This window comes from Ruegeria sp. HKCCD8929 (assembly GCF_013031405.1).
Classification (GTDB): domain Bacteria; phylum Pseudomonadota; class Alphaproteobacteria; order Rhodobacterales; family Rhodobacteraceae; genus Ruegeria.
Genome location: NZ_WPZY01000059.1, coordinates 1 through 14867, shown reverse-complemented (window position 1 = coordinate 14867; position 14867 = coordinate 1). Strand labels below are relative to the sequence as shown.

Sequence of the window (14867 nt, the reverse complement as noted above, 5' to 3'; positions counted from 1 at the left end):
AAGCAACTTCACCATGCCGCCTGATCACACCGTCACCAACTTTCGGGCATAGCTCTCCGATAATTCCGGCAGGACACACCATGAAGTTTGTGAACCCGCTTCCCTTTGTGAAAGACATAGAGAAGTCCAAATGCTTCCAGCCCGCTTTCGCCATATCTGCCAGTTCTTCGATGTCGCATGTCCCGGGATAGGCTTGCCGTGATGAAGTCGCTCAAAATCCGACAGGCAACCGTTGCCGATGTAGTTCCGCTCAGTGGGCTGATCCGGCGCACAATTCGCGTTTCGAATTCGATGGACTACGATCAAAAGTCGATCGACATGTTGTGCGCGATTTTTGAGCCGGAGCCGGTCGCAGAAAGAATTGAAAATGAGCTAATTCTTCTTTGCTTCATGGGCACCGAACTTGTTGGAACGGTGGGGCTGAGAGATGACTATCTGCGTTCGATGTTCGTGGGCCCTGAGTATCAGGGGCGAGGGTTGGGCAAAATGCTGGTTGCAAGAATTGAAGAGAAGGCGCGACAAAAAGCAATCCCGGAATTGATGCTTCATTCCTCACTGACCGCGCGGGAATTCTATTTGGCTCTCGGCTATGAATTTGTGGAATTGCAATCATACCCGGAAGGACCATTTGTCTTGATGAGAAAGCCGCTCCAATAGCAACTTCTGGAAAACGGAGGGAAGGCACGAAGCACAGTCGTCAGGCAGTACAACGAGCGCTCGAGAAAGACCTTGCAATACCAAACACCGGCAGTGAAGTTTGCCCGATTTGTTTCGACCATCCGTTGAAGCATCAGCATGGAGCAGACATTCGTCTACGCGATGCCGACGGTTGCTTTGTCCGCGCCTTCCCCCTTCACTGAGCGGAACTGAATGTCCTAACTGCGCCGTTCGCGACTTGCTGCACGTGCGATTGCTCGCGCCACCGATGAAGGTCTGGTAGGGGCTCCAAGGACCTGTTGACACTCGCCGCAGAGAGTGGTGGCAAAGAGCCCATCATGTACCTTGAGTTTTCTCGCTGCGCGCGCTCGCAGCACGAGAGATACTGCAAAAGCATAAAGTCACCCGCTGTTCCGCAGCGGCAAAAGCGGCCATTGGCGCTGATCGTAGCGAAGATCAATCGGTCGAGGAACAGAACGCGGGACGGAGCGACCATTGTTGTTAAGGGTATGGCGATTGATTAACTTGCGGACATGCTTATCAAGCGCGCCATTCTCGACAGGATTGTGAGTGGAGAAATCGATCTCGCGTTCCGGCGGTGGAAGCGCCCGACGGTAAAGTCGGGTGGCCAACTACGTACTGCGGTCGGAGAGCTGGCGATTCAAGACGTCTCCATTGTCTTGATGAGTTCCATAACAAACGAAGATGCTCGTCGGGCGGGGTACGAGAGTATTCAAGGACTGCAAGCTGAACTATCGCAAAGGTCGGGTGGCGACGTGTTCAGAATTTCGCTTCGGTATCAAGGTGATGATCGAAGGGAACAACTCCGAAAGGATGACGATATTTCTGATGCGGAGTGCGCTGAGATCGTCAGAAGGATCAAACGGATTGGCAAGATGGCACCGGTTCAGGACCTTTCTGTGACGGTCCTGAAATGGATCGAGCAGTGGCCTGAACGGCGAGCGCAAGACCTTGCTGATGAGATTGGGTTGGAAAGGCCGAAACTCAAGAACCATGTCCGCAAACTCAAAGAGTTGGGACTAACAGAAAGCATGCAAACCGGTTACAGGCTGTCGGCGCGTGGCCGACGTGTGCTCCTTTTCGCCAGAACAATGGACGCCGACTAAACGTCGTGTTTGGGCTCGAACCTGCCCAATGCTTCTGCGGCGTTTCCGAATGAAAATGCCTTCCGGCAACTGCCATTCAAACCGTCAGTAAACTGAGGCAGTCAGTGTAGTGCTGATGTCTGGGCCTGGCGGGAGGATTGGAGGGCAAATCATGCCAAGAGTCCAACTTCCCGCCATCACTCCGAAGCGCAGAGCCTGGAACAAGGGCCGGGTAATCGGTCAGAAACGACCGCTGCTTCCGAAACAGGTCTGGGCGATCCGTGCACGGCTCGAACTCGCAGGAAATCTGCGCGATGTGGCATTATTCAATGTCGCCATCGATAGCAAACTGCGTGGCTGCGATCTGGTGAAACTTACCGTGACCGACCTGGTCAAGGATGATCGCGTTCGCGAACGGGTTTCGGTGATCCAGAGCAAAACCAAGCGACCGGTTCAGTTCGAACTGACTGAAAACACGCGGGATACCGTTTCCGCTTGGATCAAGTCGCCCGAAATGATCGGCTGCCGCTTTATGTTTCCCAGCCGTTTCCATGACCGACCCCATATCTCAACGCGACAATATGGTCGACTTGTTCGTGATTGGGTCACAGCGATTGGGCTGGAACCCAGCGGATACGGCACCCATTCGCTGCGCCGGACCAAAGCAGCGGAGATTTACCGAAAAACCGGAAATCTCAGAGCGGTTCAACTACTGCTCGGACATGCAAAGGTTGACAGCACCGTCAGATACCTTGGCGTCGAACTTGAAGACGCGCTGAGCATCGCCGAACAAATCGACATTTGAACCACGTTGGCGGGCGGCACTTGCCGTTCGCCGGCTCAGATCGCACCTACCTTCGCGCAGCACCAGTGGTTCGAATCGAGCCCAACCCGGATGTCGGTTCAAAACGACGCAACCCTTGGCTAGTGCAGTACAGCAGACATCTGTCGCGGCTGCGCCATAACACCGCGGCAACTTGTTGGGTGAACACTCATGCTGGTCGCTGGTTTCGAGCGGATTCCTCGCTTCTCGGTCTTTAGCAAAGAACGAGTTGTGTTTTGCACCTACGTGTTTCGAAGATCGAGGTCTTCGGTCAACGCTAGACAGTTACCCCCTGAAGCACTTGATCCCGCGACAGCTCTTCTTTCGCGTCGTTGATCAAGACTTCTCCGCGTCTCAACACCACAATCCTGTCGGCAAGGTCATAAGCGAAATCGAAATACTGCTCGACCAGTACTATCGCCATCCTGCCCGAGGTGTTGAGATGCCGAATAACTTCCCCGATCTGCTGAATGATGTTCGGCTGGATGCCTTCGGTGGGCTCGTCCAGAAGAAGCAGCCGTGGCTTTGTGATCAGCGCTCGTGCGATGGCCAGTTGTTGCTGCTGGCCACCTGAGAGGTCGCCTCCGCGGCGATTCTGCATTTGTTTCAGCACCGGGAACAGATCAAAAATCTCTTCCGGTACGGAGTGTTCGTTGCCAGGCAGACAGGAAAAACCCGTTTCCAGATTTTCGCGAACGGTCAGCAACGGAAAGATTTCGCGACCCTGGGGGACATAGGCCACACCCTTCCACGCCATTCGGTGTGCCGAAAAGATGCCCATTTGCTCTCCATTCAGCTCCAGTTTTCCGCCTGAGCGCGGGTGCGTACCTGAGATTGCCTTCATCAGGCTAGTCTTTCCGACACCGTTGGTACCCATCACGCAAGTCACCTCGCCCTGTTTGGCCTCCATCGAGATGCCGTTGAGGATTTGCGAATGCCCATAGTGCAGAGTCAGATCGGTCAACTTAAGCATTGTCTAGCGCCCCAGGTAGACGTCGATGACGTCTTGATTTGATGTCACGTGATCAAGGCTGCCTTCGGCCAGAACTGACCCTTCATGCAGAACCGTGACTTTGCAATTCAGACGCCGGACGAACTCCATGTCGTGTTCAACGACCACCACCGCGCGGGTTTTGGCGGCCTGCACCAGCAAGTCGGTGGTGTGCTCCCGCTCCTGCGGGGTCATGCCCGCGGCGGGTTCATCCACCAACAGCAGGCGCGGCTCCTGAGCGAGCAGCATACCGATTTCCAGCCACTGTTTTTGTCCGTGGCTCAACTCTCCCGACTTGCGGCTCAGTTCCCGTTGCAAGCCAATCTCGGCAGCCAGGTCTTCGACATTTTGCAGATCACCTGCAGTGGGACGGTAGCAAAGCACACCTAGCCAGCGCCGATTGTTCTTCAGCGCCATCAGCAGGTTTTCCTGCACGCTCTGGTCTTCAAATACAGTTGGCTTCTGAAACTTCCGCCCGATCCCCTCCTGCGCGATTTTGGCCTCGCTCATGTGCAGAAGGGATACGGATTTCTCGCCCCAGATTACCCGTCCTTCGCCCGGGCGGGTTTTGCCGGTGATGATGTCCATGAATGTTGTCTTGCCCGCTCCGTTCGGCCCGATCACGGCGCGCAATTCCGCCTCTCCAATTCGGAAAGACAGGTTGTTGATTGCGCGGAACCCGTCGAATGTCACTGATACGCCGCTGACCTCAAGCAGAGTGCTCATTCCGTGGCCTCCTTTTCGCGCAGGGATCCATCGTCTGGGCCGAGGTTTGCGCCGTGGCGATTCGGCGGGCGCCGGTTGGTCCATAGATCAAAAAGCCCTCCGATTCCCTGAGGGGCGAACAGCGTAACCAGTACGAAGGACACACCCAGCAAAACCTGCCACCAGTCGACCCATTTGATCGTATAGAACCCCAGTGAAATATCCGGTGCCTGACCGCCGGTGAACCACGTGCTCAGGAGGCTGACAAATGCCGCGCCGATTACAGCGCCGTACAGACGCCCACGCCCCCCGATAGCGACCCAGACGGCCAGATAGATTGAGGCGATGGGAGCCATCTCTTCGGGGTTGATGATGCCCGCCTGAGGATAATAGAGCGCGCCGGCGATGGCCGCGATGCAGGCAGTCACGGTGAATACCGCAAGCTTGTAGACTTCGACCGAATAGCCAAGGAACCGCACACGGGCTTCGTTGTCGCGGATACCTCGGATGACCGAACCGAACTTGCCTGACACTATCCAAGCCGCAAGCATGTATCCCATGCCCAGTGCAAAGGCCGAGGCCCAGAGGAACCAGATCGAAACCACGTCTTGTGATGCCGTGATACCGGGTAGGTTTTGCAAGCCGGACAGGCCGTTGTTGCCGCGAAGCCCGCTGTCGTTCTGAAAAAGATAAAGCGCCAACGCCAGTGTCATCGCCTGCGTCAGTATCGACAGGTAAACACCGGCGACCCGGCTGCGGAACGCCAGCCAGCCGAAGATCAGCGCCAGCAGGCCTGGCACGAGCACCACCAGGGCCAGTTGTAGAACCAGACTGTCCGAGAACACCCAGACGAGCGGAAATTCTGAAGACCCGACGACACCGAAGATTTGAGTACCGATGGCGTCCACCACCTCGGTTGAGGTTGGTGGGATTTCAGCCTGTGACAGGGACTCGACCACGATCAGCCGCGTGCGTTCGTACATCAGCCACATGCCGATCATGTAGCCCCCCAGTCCGAAAAAGGCGAAGTGGCCCAGTGACAGGATACCGGTGAAGCCCCAGACCAGATCCATCGCCACCGCGATCAGGCACAGGCACAAGGTTTTGCCCAGCGTCTTGACGAAACTGGTCGAGATGACTCCGATCCCGAACCCTTCGGACAGAAGAGTGACGGCGATGGTAAACAGCGACAGTATGGCCAGAAAGACCAGCACCGAGGGGTTCTTGGCGACAAAGCTGCGTTCCATGGCTCAATCCCCCGCCGCGCGGCCCTTGAGGGCGATGATGCCCCGTGGCCGGAACTGAATGAAAATGATGATGAAGGCGATCATGTAGGTTTGGGCCGCGAGGGTGTTGGAGGGGTTCATCCACTCGATCCCTTTCTGCAGAAAGCCGATCATCCCGGCCCCGGCCAGCGCGCCCCAGATGTTGCCCACGCCGCCAACCACCACGGTCATGAAGCTTTGCACGATGTAGTCACTGCCCAGATCGGATGTGACCTTGGCAAACAATCCGATGGCAACACCGGCGATCCCGGCGATGCCTGAGCCCAGCCCAAAGGTCAGCATGTTCACCCGTCCCGGGTTGATCCCCATCGACCCGGCCATACGGGGGTTCTGCGTCACAGCGCGCATCTCAAGCCCCAGCCGCGAGCGCTTAATGATGTAGAGGAACAGCCCCAAGAAAGTCAGCGCCAGCACGAAGATTGCGATGCGGATGTAGCTGATCGAGACCACGTCGTTCAGCACCCACGCCCCGTCCAGCCAGCCGGGCGCAGTGAGTGGCCGCGCCTGTGTACCGAAGATGTTCTTGGCTAGCTGTTGTAGGGCGATTGAGATGCCAAAGGTCGCCAGCAGCGTCTCTAGCGGGCGGGCGTAGAGCCAGCGGATCACCAGCCGCTCCATCGCGACGCCCATGGCGAAGGTGACCACAAAGGCCATCGGGATTGCGACGATGATCGAGAGCGTATGATCGGGGACGAATTGCTGCACCACGTAACCGGTGTAGGCGCCCATCATGATGAACTCGCCGTGGGCCATGTTGATCACGCCCATCACGCCGAAGGTGATCGCTAGACCGATGGCGGCAAGGAAATAGATCGAGCCCAGCGAGATCGCATCCAGCATCAGGTCTAGCATTTGGTTCAGCCCCACTTTCAGCTCGATCTCCTCCAGTGCCTTTTCAGCAGCGGCGGTGACTTCGGCGGACGGCTCGGTGTAGGTTTCAAAGAATACGTGCGCGCCCAAAGCTGCGTCTATATCGGCCTCTGTCACCAAGGCAGGGACGCTGCCTGCTTCAGCCAGAGCGTTGTATGCCTCTGTGCGACCTGCATCTGTGTTCAGCTGTGCAACCGGAGTGCCAGCGACTCGGCCACCATCGATATTGGCCGCCAGTGCGGTGCGGATGTCGCCCGGCGACATACGCGACCCAGCCAGATCGTTAGCGACCAGCAGGTCATAAGCCTCGGCCCGTGGCAAGGTGTCCGAACCGGGCTCTAAAACAAGCGCAACATTGACATCCGAAGGTAGTTCGGTTGCGGCCTTCCGAGTGGTCACAACCAAGGGGTTCAGCGCTGCGCGAACATCAACACCCAGATCGTCAGACATCTCCTCAATCGCGGCCACACGTGCGGCAATGTCTTCGTCATAGCCAATGGTTAGCAGCCGCTCGAGCCGTTGTTTCTGGGCTTTCAGATATGCGTCGGGTTCATTGTCGATGGATGCGCGCACGGGAACAAGCAAAGCACCATCAGGATCGCGTTGGATTGATTTCAGCGCCTCCAGACGTTTTGCCCGGTTCGGGTCGGTCAGCTGGAATTGGACCAACGCAGTACCGATCATCGCGCGGACGCCGCTATTGGGTTTGAGCTGTTTCAGGTCGGACTTCTCGAAGGTGCCGACGACCTCACTGGTATCGAAATCGGTCAGTTCGTACGACCGCCCCTCAATCTTTTTCCCCGCAAAGAACAGACCATCCGATTTGCGCATCCACATGTCCTTGGCGGCCCATGTCTCAAGCATCACCTGAGCCTGTGGCAAGCCGCTGGCCGCAATCGCATCAATCGCCGGTTTGATCGTCTTGCGCGAGCTTTTTGCGATGATCTCCTGATGCTCTTGCAGGATCGGTTGCAGACCGGTCTCCTGCGCGTTGGCGGTCAGGCAGGCGCACAGGATTGCGAGGCCCGCAAAGAAAAGTCGTAGCATGTGATGAAACCCGAGTGTCTTTTGTGCAAGGCGGGCGATGAGGCCCGCCTTGCAAGGGACTTAGTAGTTCGACAGGGTCTGAACGCAGGTCTCGGTCTCGGTGTTGTACATACCGCAGCCCAGATCCTTCCAATCCGATTTCAGTACCGCGGATTCCGGCAGGAAATCGGTCCAGGCGTCACCCGGCACAACGTCGGTTTCACTGATAATGTCGAACTGGCCGTCGTCCTGAATCTCACCGATCAAAACCGGCTTGGCCAAGTGGTGGTTCGGCAGCATTACCGCGGTACCGCCGGTCAGGTTCGGGAATTCCTGCCCGTACATAGCAGCGCGCACAGCGTCGACTTCGGTAGAACCAGCCTCGGTTGCAGCGTTTACCCACATGTTGAAGCCGATGTAGTGGGCCTCCATTGGGTCGTTTGTTACGCGCTCGTCGCCCATGGTCGCTTTCCATGTCTCAACGAATTCAGCGTTGGCTTCGGTATCAGCCGACTGGAAATAGTTCCACGCTGCCAAGTGGCCAATGAGGTTGGTGGTGTCCAGACCGGACAACTCTTCTTCGCCAACCGAGAAGGCCACGACAGGAATGTCATCCGCCGAAACGCCAGCTGCCGCCAGTTCCTTGTAGAAACCTATGTTGGCGTCGCCGTTGATGGTCGAGATCACGCCGACCTTCTTACCGTCGGCACCCAATGCAACAACGTCAGCCACGATCTTGGACCAATCGGAATGACCAAACGGCGTGTAGTTCACAAAGATATCTTCTTCCGCGATGCCCTTCTGCTTCAGATAGCTTTCCAGGATATTGTTGGTGGTTCTGGGGTAGACATAGTCCGTGCCGAGCAGAGCAAATTTCTCGACCCCCAGTTCCTCCAGGAAATAGTCGGTCGCAGGGATCGCCTGCTGGTTCGGGGCAGCGCCGGTGTAGAAGACGTTTTTCGAGGACTCTTCGCCCTCATATTGAACCGGGTAGAACAGCAAGCCGTTCAGTTCTTCGATGACTGGCAGAACCGATTTCCGGCTGACGGATGTCCAGTTGCCGAAGATCACATCCACCTCGTGCACTGTCAGCAACTCACGCGCTTTTTCGGCGAACAGCGGCCAGTCCGAGGCTGGGTCGACCACAACGGCCTCAAGCTGTTTACCCAGTAGGCCGCCCTTGGCGTTCTGCTGGTCGATCAGCATCAGCATGGTGTCTTTCAGCGTGGTTTCCGAGATCGCCATCGTCCCTGACAGCGAGTGCAGAACGCCAACCTTGATGGTATCTTCCGCGGACAGCACTGTGGTGGCCACGGCGGCAAATACAACCGAACTGGCGAGCGTGGATTTGAAAGATGTCATGTAATCCTCCTGGCGGGGCCGGGAGAGAGGGCTTGCGCAGAGGCGCACTCTTCTACTACCTGATCCCCGCAACTGTTGTTGCGTTCCGTGTGGCGGTTGTGTTCGAGGTCCAATTCGCGCAGCCGTCACACACCCCGGGATTTCTCTCCGCTATGGGCACCCACACGAATTCTGCATCGCAGCGAACTAAGCAACCAACCAGTGTAGCATTTCCGGAAATCGGCTGTGCCTGCTTAATTTTTAACCTACAGCTCGGGTCCGTGTTTAAAAATTGGTCACGCGCTTTGGAATATTGCCCGCTTGCGGCATAGCGGAATAGTTTTTCGACGCCCTAGCGAGGAAACAAGTGGCACGAAACAACATTCTGCGAGTGCCCCATTACCCAATTTGCCGCCATATTGCCCAAGCAGGGCGCGACGCCGCCGCGCGCGAAGGGCGCTGTTACCCTAAGCACCAAGAAATTGGGCGATAGGTCGGTTCTGGACAGCCTTCGACAATCTGGATCGCTTAAGTGCCTGTTTCCTCGTGCCACGACACACGGACTAAACGCGGTCTTGCTAAACACGGCTGGCGGCGTAACTGGCGGCGACTCGTTCCGGTTCACAGGTAAAGCAACCGCAGGCACCGCGCTGACCGTGACAACACAGGCCTGCGAGCGCGTGTACAAAGCGCAACCAGGTCCATGCGGTCAGGTCATCAACCATCTGACTGTCGAGCCGGGCGCCAGGCTGAATTGGCTTCCGCAAGAGACCATTCTGTTCAACGGCAGCGCGTTGGACCGTCGTCTGCTGATCGACATGGCGCCGAACACGACGACGCTTTTGGTCGAACCATTGGTCTTTGGGCGCGCGGCTATGGGAGAGACACTGACCGATATCCGCCTTCGCGACCGGATCGAGATTCGGCGCGACGGCTCGCCCGTTTTCCTGGATGCCATGCGGTTTTCCGGTGATATGCAAGCCCACCTTTCCAAACCTCATATTGCTAAAGGCGCAGGCGCGATGGCGCTGATTGTTTTTGTATCGGCCATAGCTGAGGGCCAACTGGATCCAGTCAGAAAGCTGCTGCCCGACACTGCCGGAGCCAGCCTGATCCAAAACGACCTGTTGGTCATTCGGATGCTGAGCGAAAACAGCTTTGCCCTTCGTCGCGCATTGATGCCGGTTCTGCGCCGATTGAACGATGACACTTTACCCCGATGCTGGATGCTCTGACATGAACCTGACACCTCGTGAAAAAGACAAACTGATGGTCGCCATGGCTGCCGAAGTCGCCCGCAAGCGGTTGGCGCGCGGCGTCAAACTGAACCATCCCGAGGCGATTGCAATGATCACCGACGCAGTGGTCGAAGGCGCGCGAGATGGGCGCTCGGTTGCGGACATGATGCAGGCCGGAGCCGAAGTCATCACACGCGAACAATGTATGGAAGGCGTGCCCGAGATGATCCACGAGGTTCAGGTCGAGGCCACCTTTCCGGACGGGACCAAGCTCGTCACCGTCCATAATCCTATTCGCTAACCCGCAAAGGAGTTTCCCATGAACCGCATGCTGCTTCCCGCCATTGTTCTGTCCGGTCCGGCCATGGCCCATTCGGATACCCATGTTCACGCTCACGGAACCGACTATGCCACGCTGGGCCTTGGCCTTGCCGTGATTGTGTTGGTCGCGTCTGTTCTGATCTCGAAGCTGCCAAAATGATCCCCGGCGAGCTTTTCCCTGCTGCAGGTCAGATCACTCTGAACTCAGACGCGGCCACGACGGCTCTGATGGTCTCGAACACAGGAGATCGCCCTGTTCAGGTTGGTTCGCACTACCATTTTGCTGAAACCAATGCAGCGCTTGATTTCGATCGCGCCGCCGCACACGGCTTGAGGCTGGACATCGCGCCGGGCACTGCTGTGCGCTTTGAGCCGGGGCAAAGCCGCGAAGTCACGCTGATCCCAATCGGCGGGGCGCGCAAGGTCTATGGGTTCAATCAAAAGGTCATGGGGGCGCTCTGATGCCGGCACAAATCGAACGCTCCGACTACACAGCGATGTTTGGCCCGACCACCGGCGACAAGCTGCGGCTGGCTGACACTGAGTTGATCATCGAGGTCGAACGCGACCTGACCACCTATGGCGAAGAGGTCAAGTTCGGTGGTGGCAAGGTGATCCGCGACGGGATGGGGCAATCTCAGGTCACGCGCACAGCAGGGGCGATGGATACGGTCATCACCAATGCGCTGATCTTGGATCACGCCGGGATTTACAAGGCGGATGTGGGCCTGAGGGACGGCCGTATCGCCAAGATCGGCAAGGCTGGCAACCCGGATATACAGCCGGGTGTCGACATCATCATTGGTCCGGGTACCGAGGCCATTGCTGGCGAAGGTCGCATCCTGACTGCGGGCGGGTTTGACAGCCATATCCACTTCATCTGCCCGCAGCAGATCGAGGATGCGTTGCATTCCGGCCTGACCACCATGTTGGGTGGCGGCACCGGCCCGGCTCATGGCACGCTGGCCACCACCTGCACCCCCGGACCCTGGCATATCGGACGGATGCTGCAGGCGGCGGATGCTTTTCCGATGAACCTCGCTTTCGCTGGCAAAGGTAACGCCTCGCTGCCCGCCGCATTGGAAGAACAGGTCAAAGCCGGGGCCTGCGCGCTGAAGTTGCACGAAGATTGGGGCACCACCCCGGCCGCCATCGACTGCTGCCTTTCGGTCGCCGATGCGATGGACGTGCAGGTGATGATCCATACCGATACGCTGAACGAATCCGGATTTGTCGAAAACACGGTGGCCGCCATGAAGGGCCGCACAATCCACGCCTTCCACACCGAAGGCGCAGGCGGCGGGCACGCGCCCGACATCATCAAGATCTGCGGTGAAAACCACGTTCTGCCGTCGTCGACCAACCCAACCCGGCCTTTCACAGTGAACACGGTTGAAGAGCATCTCGACATGTTGATGGTCTGCCACCACCTCGACAAATCGATCCCCGAAGACGTCGCCTTTGCCGAAAGCCGCATCCGGCGCGAGACGATTGCCGCCGAAGATATCCTGCACGACATGGGTGCGTTCAGCATCATCGCGTCCGACAGTCAGGCCATGGGGCGGGTGGGCGAGGTTCTGATCCGCACCTGGCAAACCGCTGACAAGATGAAAAAGCAGCGGGGTCGTTTGTCCGAGGAAACCGGGGACAACGATAACTTGCGTGTCCGCCGCTATATCGCAAAATACACGATCAACCCGGCCATCGCGCACGGGCTTAGCCATGAAATTGGCAGCATTGACGAGGGCAAGCGCGCCGATCTGGTTCTGTGGAACCCCGCCTTCTTCGGCGTGAAGCCCGAGATGGTTCTGCTGGGCGGCACCATCGCCTGTGCTCAGATGGGCGATCCCAACGCTTCGATCCCGACGCCACAGCCGGTTTACAGCCGCCCGATGTTCGGAGCCTACGGGCGCTCGGTCGAACACTCTGCAATCACTTTTGTATCCGAGGCTGCGCAGGCGGACGGGATTGGTGATAAACTGGGGCTGGCCAAGCAGACTGTCGCCGCACGCAATACGCGTGAGATCGGCAAGCAGGATCTGCTACTGAACACCGCCACCCCGCATGTCGAAGTCGACCCGGAAACCTACGAAGTCCGGGCCGATGGTGAATTGCTGACCTGCCAACCTGCCGAAGTGCTGCCGATGGCGCAGCGCTATTTCATGTTCTGAGACAAGAAGGAGGCCCCGATGACGACCGCGATAAAGACCGCTCGCATCTACCACGATCACCATCATGCACAAATACATGCGCAAGTCTCACTGGACTATGACGGCCGCTTCCTGCGCCGCAAGATGCTGGCAACAGATGACGGAGAGGCCTTTCTGGTCGATCTGGCCCAGACTAGATCACTGGACCACGGCGGTGTTCTGGTTCTGGAAGATGGACGTGAGATCGAAATCATTGCTGCCCCCGAAGACCTGCTGGCGGTCAGCGGGGACAATCTACTACAGTTGGCCTGGCATATCGGCAATCGGCATACGCCCTGCCAGATCGAGCCCAAAAGACTATTGATCCAGCGTGATCATGTCATCCGAGATATGTTGCTTAAACTGGGCGCAGACATTCGCGAGGTCGTCGAGCCCTTTACCCCGGAGGGTGGGGCTTATGGACACGGCAGGACTCATGGCCATTCCCACTAATGCCGATATTCTGACGCTGACTCAGTGGTTGTCTCCGGCATATCCGGTGGGGGGGTTCGCCTATTCCCACGGGATAGAGGCCGCAATCGAAGAGGGATCGGTCATCGACTCAGAGAGCACAAAGGCCTGGGTCTCAGACGTGCTGGAACATGGGTCGGGTTGGAATGATGCTTTGCTTCTTGCGGCGGCATTCAATGCAAGCTCAGTGGAAGAGTTGATTGATATCGATGCCATCGCGCGCGCCCTTTGCGCTTCGTCCGAACGGGCGATGGAAACCCACCTGCTGGGGCAAGCATTCGGATCTGTGACGGGAGACGTCTGGGGGTTGGACATGAGCCTCTTAACCTATCCCGTTGTCGTAGGGCGGGCAGCGCTGTTGAGAAACCTGCCGCTTTTGTTGACGACGCAGATGTTCCTGCAAGCGTTCATGGGCAACCTTGTGGCCTGCGCAACCCGCCTCGTGACCTTAGGCCAGACCGACGCTCAGAGACTGATCCGTGCTCTGACGCCGCTCTGCGCACGCATTGCGGAAAGGGCGCAACAGGCTGGTTTGGATGACCTGGGCTCGACCGCGTTCCTGACCGATGTCGCCTCGATGAAACACGAAACTCAATATTCAAGGATTTTCCGAACATGAGCAGTATAAACGGTCCCCTTCGCGTAGGTATTGGTGGCCCGGTTGGAGCAGGAAAGACCACTTTGACTGCTGCACTCTCCGAAGCCTTGCGCGACGTCTGCTCGGTTGGAGTCATCACCAACGACATCTACACACGAGAGGATGCCGAAGCGCTGATGCGCATGCAGGTCCTTCCACAGGACCGGATCATCGGAGTTGAAACAGGCGGCTGCCCGCACACAGCGATCCGCGAGGATGCGTCAATCAACCTCGCTGCGGTCGCCGAAATGCAGGCGCGCCATCCCGATCTGGACGTTGTGTTGATTGAAAGCGGTGGTGACAACCTGTCAGCCACTTTCAGTCCGGAACTGGCAGACCTGACACTGTATGTGATTGATGTCGCAGCAGGCGAGGAGATCCCCCGCAAGGGCGGCCCGGCAATTACCAAATCAGACATCTTGATAATCAACAAAACCGATCTGGCACCTCATGTTGGTGCATCGCTGGAAGTAATGGAACAGGACGCACAGAGAATGCGTAAGGGGCGGCCTTTTCTGTTTTCGTCGCTACGTCACAGAAAAGGGGTCGACGCAATTGTTGATTTGTTGTTTCAGTTAGGGGGTTTAAGGGTTTCGCAAGTAAATGAGTTTCCTGCAGGAGTTGAGTCGTTTTAACGGCAAGTAAAACACTGGCGTTCTTAAAAGTCTAACGTGCACGTCAAACAGTCGTCAGATTGGATTTGTCGCAAACTTTGGTCGGTATGTTGCACCTTGGTGTTGTTTGATCCAACTGGTGGTTTGACTGCGACAATGTTTGGAATGCTCAATGATCGACTTCAAAGGTGCTCACTACCCACGATCGGTGATCCTGTTCGCGGTCTATTTCTACGTTCGCTACGGCGTCTCGTACCGCGATCTCGAAGAGATCATGGCAGAGCGGGGTGTGACGGTTGATCATGCGACGCTGAACCGATGGGTCATTAAGTACTCGCCTCAGGTCGCTCAGATGGCGCAAAAAAGGAAAAGCAAGACAGCTGAATCCTGGCGCATGGACGAGACCTATGTGAAAGTTCGCGGTGAATGGGTCAATTTGTACCGCGCTGTCGACCGTGACGGTCAAACCCTTGATTTCATGCTGTCAGCGAAGCGAGACGCTGCCGCAGCCAAGAGGTTCTTCGCCAATGCGCTGTTTCACAACGGTATCCCAAAGCGGATCACAATTGACAAAAGCCGTAGCAACGCAGCC

17 protein-coding genes are annotated in these 14867 nt (G+C 57.2%); 12 read left to right on the top strand and 5 right to left on the bottom strand.

All coding sequences use genetic code 11. The features are described from left to right. Positions 1-201 precede the first annotated feature (201 nt). From GOX53_RS27395 to GOX53_RS27385, 3 genes are all read left to right on the top strand, one after another. On the top strand, positions 202-657 hold the full coding sequence (locus GOX53_RS27395) for a GNAT family N-acetyltransferase (RefSeq protein WP_254446826.1): 456 nt from the start codon (positions 202-204) through the stop codon (positions 655-657). 533 nt (positions 658-1190) lie between these two features. Next, on the top strand, positions 1191-1784 hold the full coding sequence (locus GOX53_RS27390) for an ASCH domain-containing protein (protein WP_171182048.1): 594 nt from the start codon (positions 1191-1193) through the stop codon (positions 1782-1784). Between the two features lie 151 nt (positions 1785-1935). Further along, positions 1936-2568: a tyrosine-type recombinase/integrase gene (locus GOX53_RS27385; protein WP_171182047.1), complete on the top strand. Its 633-nt coding sequence runs from the start codon at positions 1936-1938 to the stop codon at positions 2566-2568. A 295-nt stretch (positions 2569-2863) separates the two neighbouring features. Here GOX53_RS27385 and urtE read toward each other — a convergent pair whose 3' ends face one another. Genes urtE through urtA form a run of 5 tightly spaced genes read right to left on the bottom strand, consistent with a single transcriptional unit; the run spans position 2864 to position 8826 of the window. Next, positions 2864-3559 (bottom strand): urea ABC transporter ATP-binding subunit UrtE, encoded by a 696-nt coding sequence (gene urtE, locus GOX53_RS27380; protein WP_171182046.1) that lies wholly within the window; start codon positions 3557-3559, stop codon positions 2864-2866. Between the two features lie 3 nt (positions 3560-3562). Next, complete coding sequence (urtD, locus tag GOX53_RS27375) at positions 3563-4303, bottom strand: urea ABC transporter ATP-binding protein UrtD (RefSeq protein ID WP_171182045.1); 741 nt, start codon at positions 4301-4303, stop codon at positions 3563-3565. After that, positions 4300-5529: an urea ABC transporter permease subunit UrtC gene (gene urtC / locus GOX53_RS27370; RefSeq protein ID WP_171182044.1), complete on the bottom strand. Its 1230-nt coding sequence runs from the start codon at positions 5527-5529 to the stop codon at positions 4300-4302. Before urtC ends, urtD begins: the two co-directional genes overlap by 4 nt. A 3-nt stretch (positions 5530-5532) precedes the next feature. Then, positions 5533-7485, bottom strand: a complete 1953-nt coding sequence (gene urtB / locus GOX53_RS27365; RefSeq protein ID WP_171182043.1) for an urea ABC transporter permease subunit UrtB — start codon at positions 7483-7485, stop codon at positions 5533-5535. A gap of 60 nt (positions 7486-7545) precedes the next feature. Then, a complete protein-coding gene (gene urtA / locus GOX53_RS27360; protein WP_171182042.1) occupies positions 7546-8826 on the bottom strand; it encodes an urea ABC transporter substrate-binding protein in 1281 nt (426 codons plus the stop codon). Between the two features lie 554 nt (positions 8827-9380). On the opposite strand from urtA, the gene GOX53_RS27355 reads away from it, so the two are divergent. The 9 genes from GOX53_RS27355 to GOX53_RS27315 form a co-directional block, all read left to right on the top strand. After that, positions 9381-10040 (top strand): urease accessory protein UreD, encoded by a 660-nt coding sequence (locus tag GOX53_RS27355; protein WP_254446824.1) that lies wholly within the window; start codon positions 9381-9383, stop codon positions 10038-10040. 1 nt (position 10041) lies between these two features. Beyond that, a complete protein-coding gene (locus GOX53_RS27350) occupies positions 10042-10344 on the top strand; it encodes an urease subunit gamma (protein ID WP_171182040.1) in 303 nt (100 codons plus the stop codon). A gap of 18 nt (positions 10345-10362) precedes the next feature. Beyond that, a complete protein-coding gene (locus GOX53_RS27345) occupies positions 10363-10524 on the top strand; it encodes a hypothetical protein (RefSeq protein ID WP_171182039.1) in 162 nt (53 codons plus the stop codon). Continuing rightward, positions 10521-10826: an urease subunit beta gene (locus tag GOX53_RS27340; RefSeq protein WP_171182038.1), complete on the top strand. Its 306-nt coding sequence runs from the start codon at positions 10521-10523 to the stop codon at positions 10824-10826. The genes GOX53_RS27345 and GOX53_RS27340 overlap by 4 nt, the downstream gene beginning before the upstream one ends. Continuing rightward, complete coding sequence (ureC, locus tag GOX53_RS27335; protein ID WP_171182037.1) at positions 10826-12535, top strand: urease subunit alpha; 1710 nt, start codon at positions 10826-10828, stop codon at positions 12533-12535. Before GOX53_RS27340 ends, ureC begins: the two co-directional genes overlap by 1 nt. Positions 12536-12553: 18 nt before the next feature. Continuing rightward, the gene (locus tag GOX53_RS27330; RefSeq protein WP_171182036.1) at positions 12554-13006 is read left to right on the top strand and encodes an urease accessory protein UreE; all 453 of its coding nucleotides are present in this window, start codon (positions 12554-12556) and stop codon (positions 13004-13006) included. After that, positions 12990-13643 (top strand): urease accessory protein UreF, encoded by a 654-nt coding sequence (locus GOX53_RS27325; RefSeq protein ID WP_171182035.1) that lies wholly within the window; start codon positions 12990-12992, stop codon positions 13641-13643. Before GOX53_RS27330 ends, GOX53_RS27325 begins: the two co-directional genes overlap by 17 nt. Further along, a complete protein-coding gene (gene ureG / locus GOX53_RS27320) occupies positions 13640-14296 on the top strand; it encodes an urease accessory protein UreG (RefSeq protein WP_171182034.1) in 657 nt (218 codons plus the stop codon). The genes GOX53_RS27325 and ureG overlap by 4 nt, the downstream gene beginning before the upstream one ends. Positions 14297-14447: 151 nt before the next feature. Further along, a partial coding sequence (locus GOX53_RS27315; protein ID WP_171182033.1) for an IS6 family transposase occupies positions 14448-14867 on the top strand: 420 nt, incomplete at its 3' end.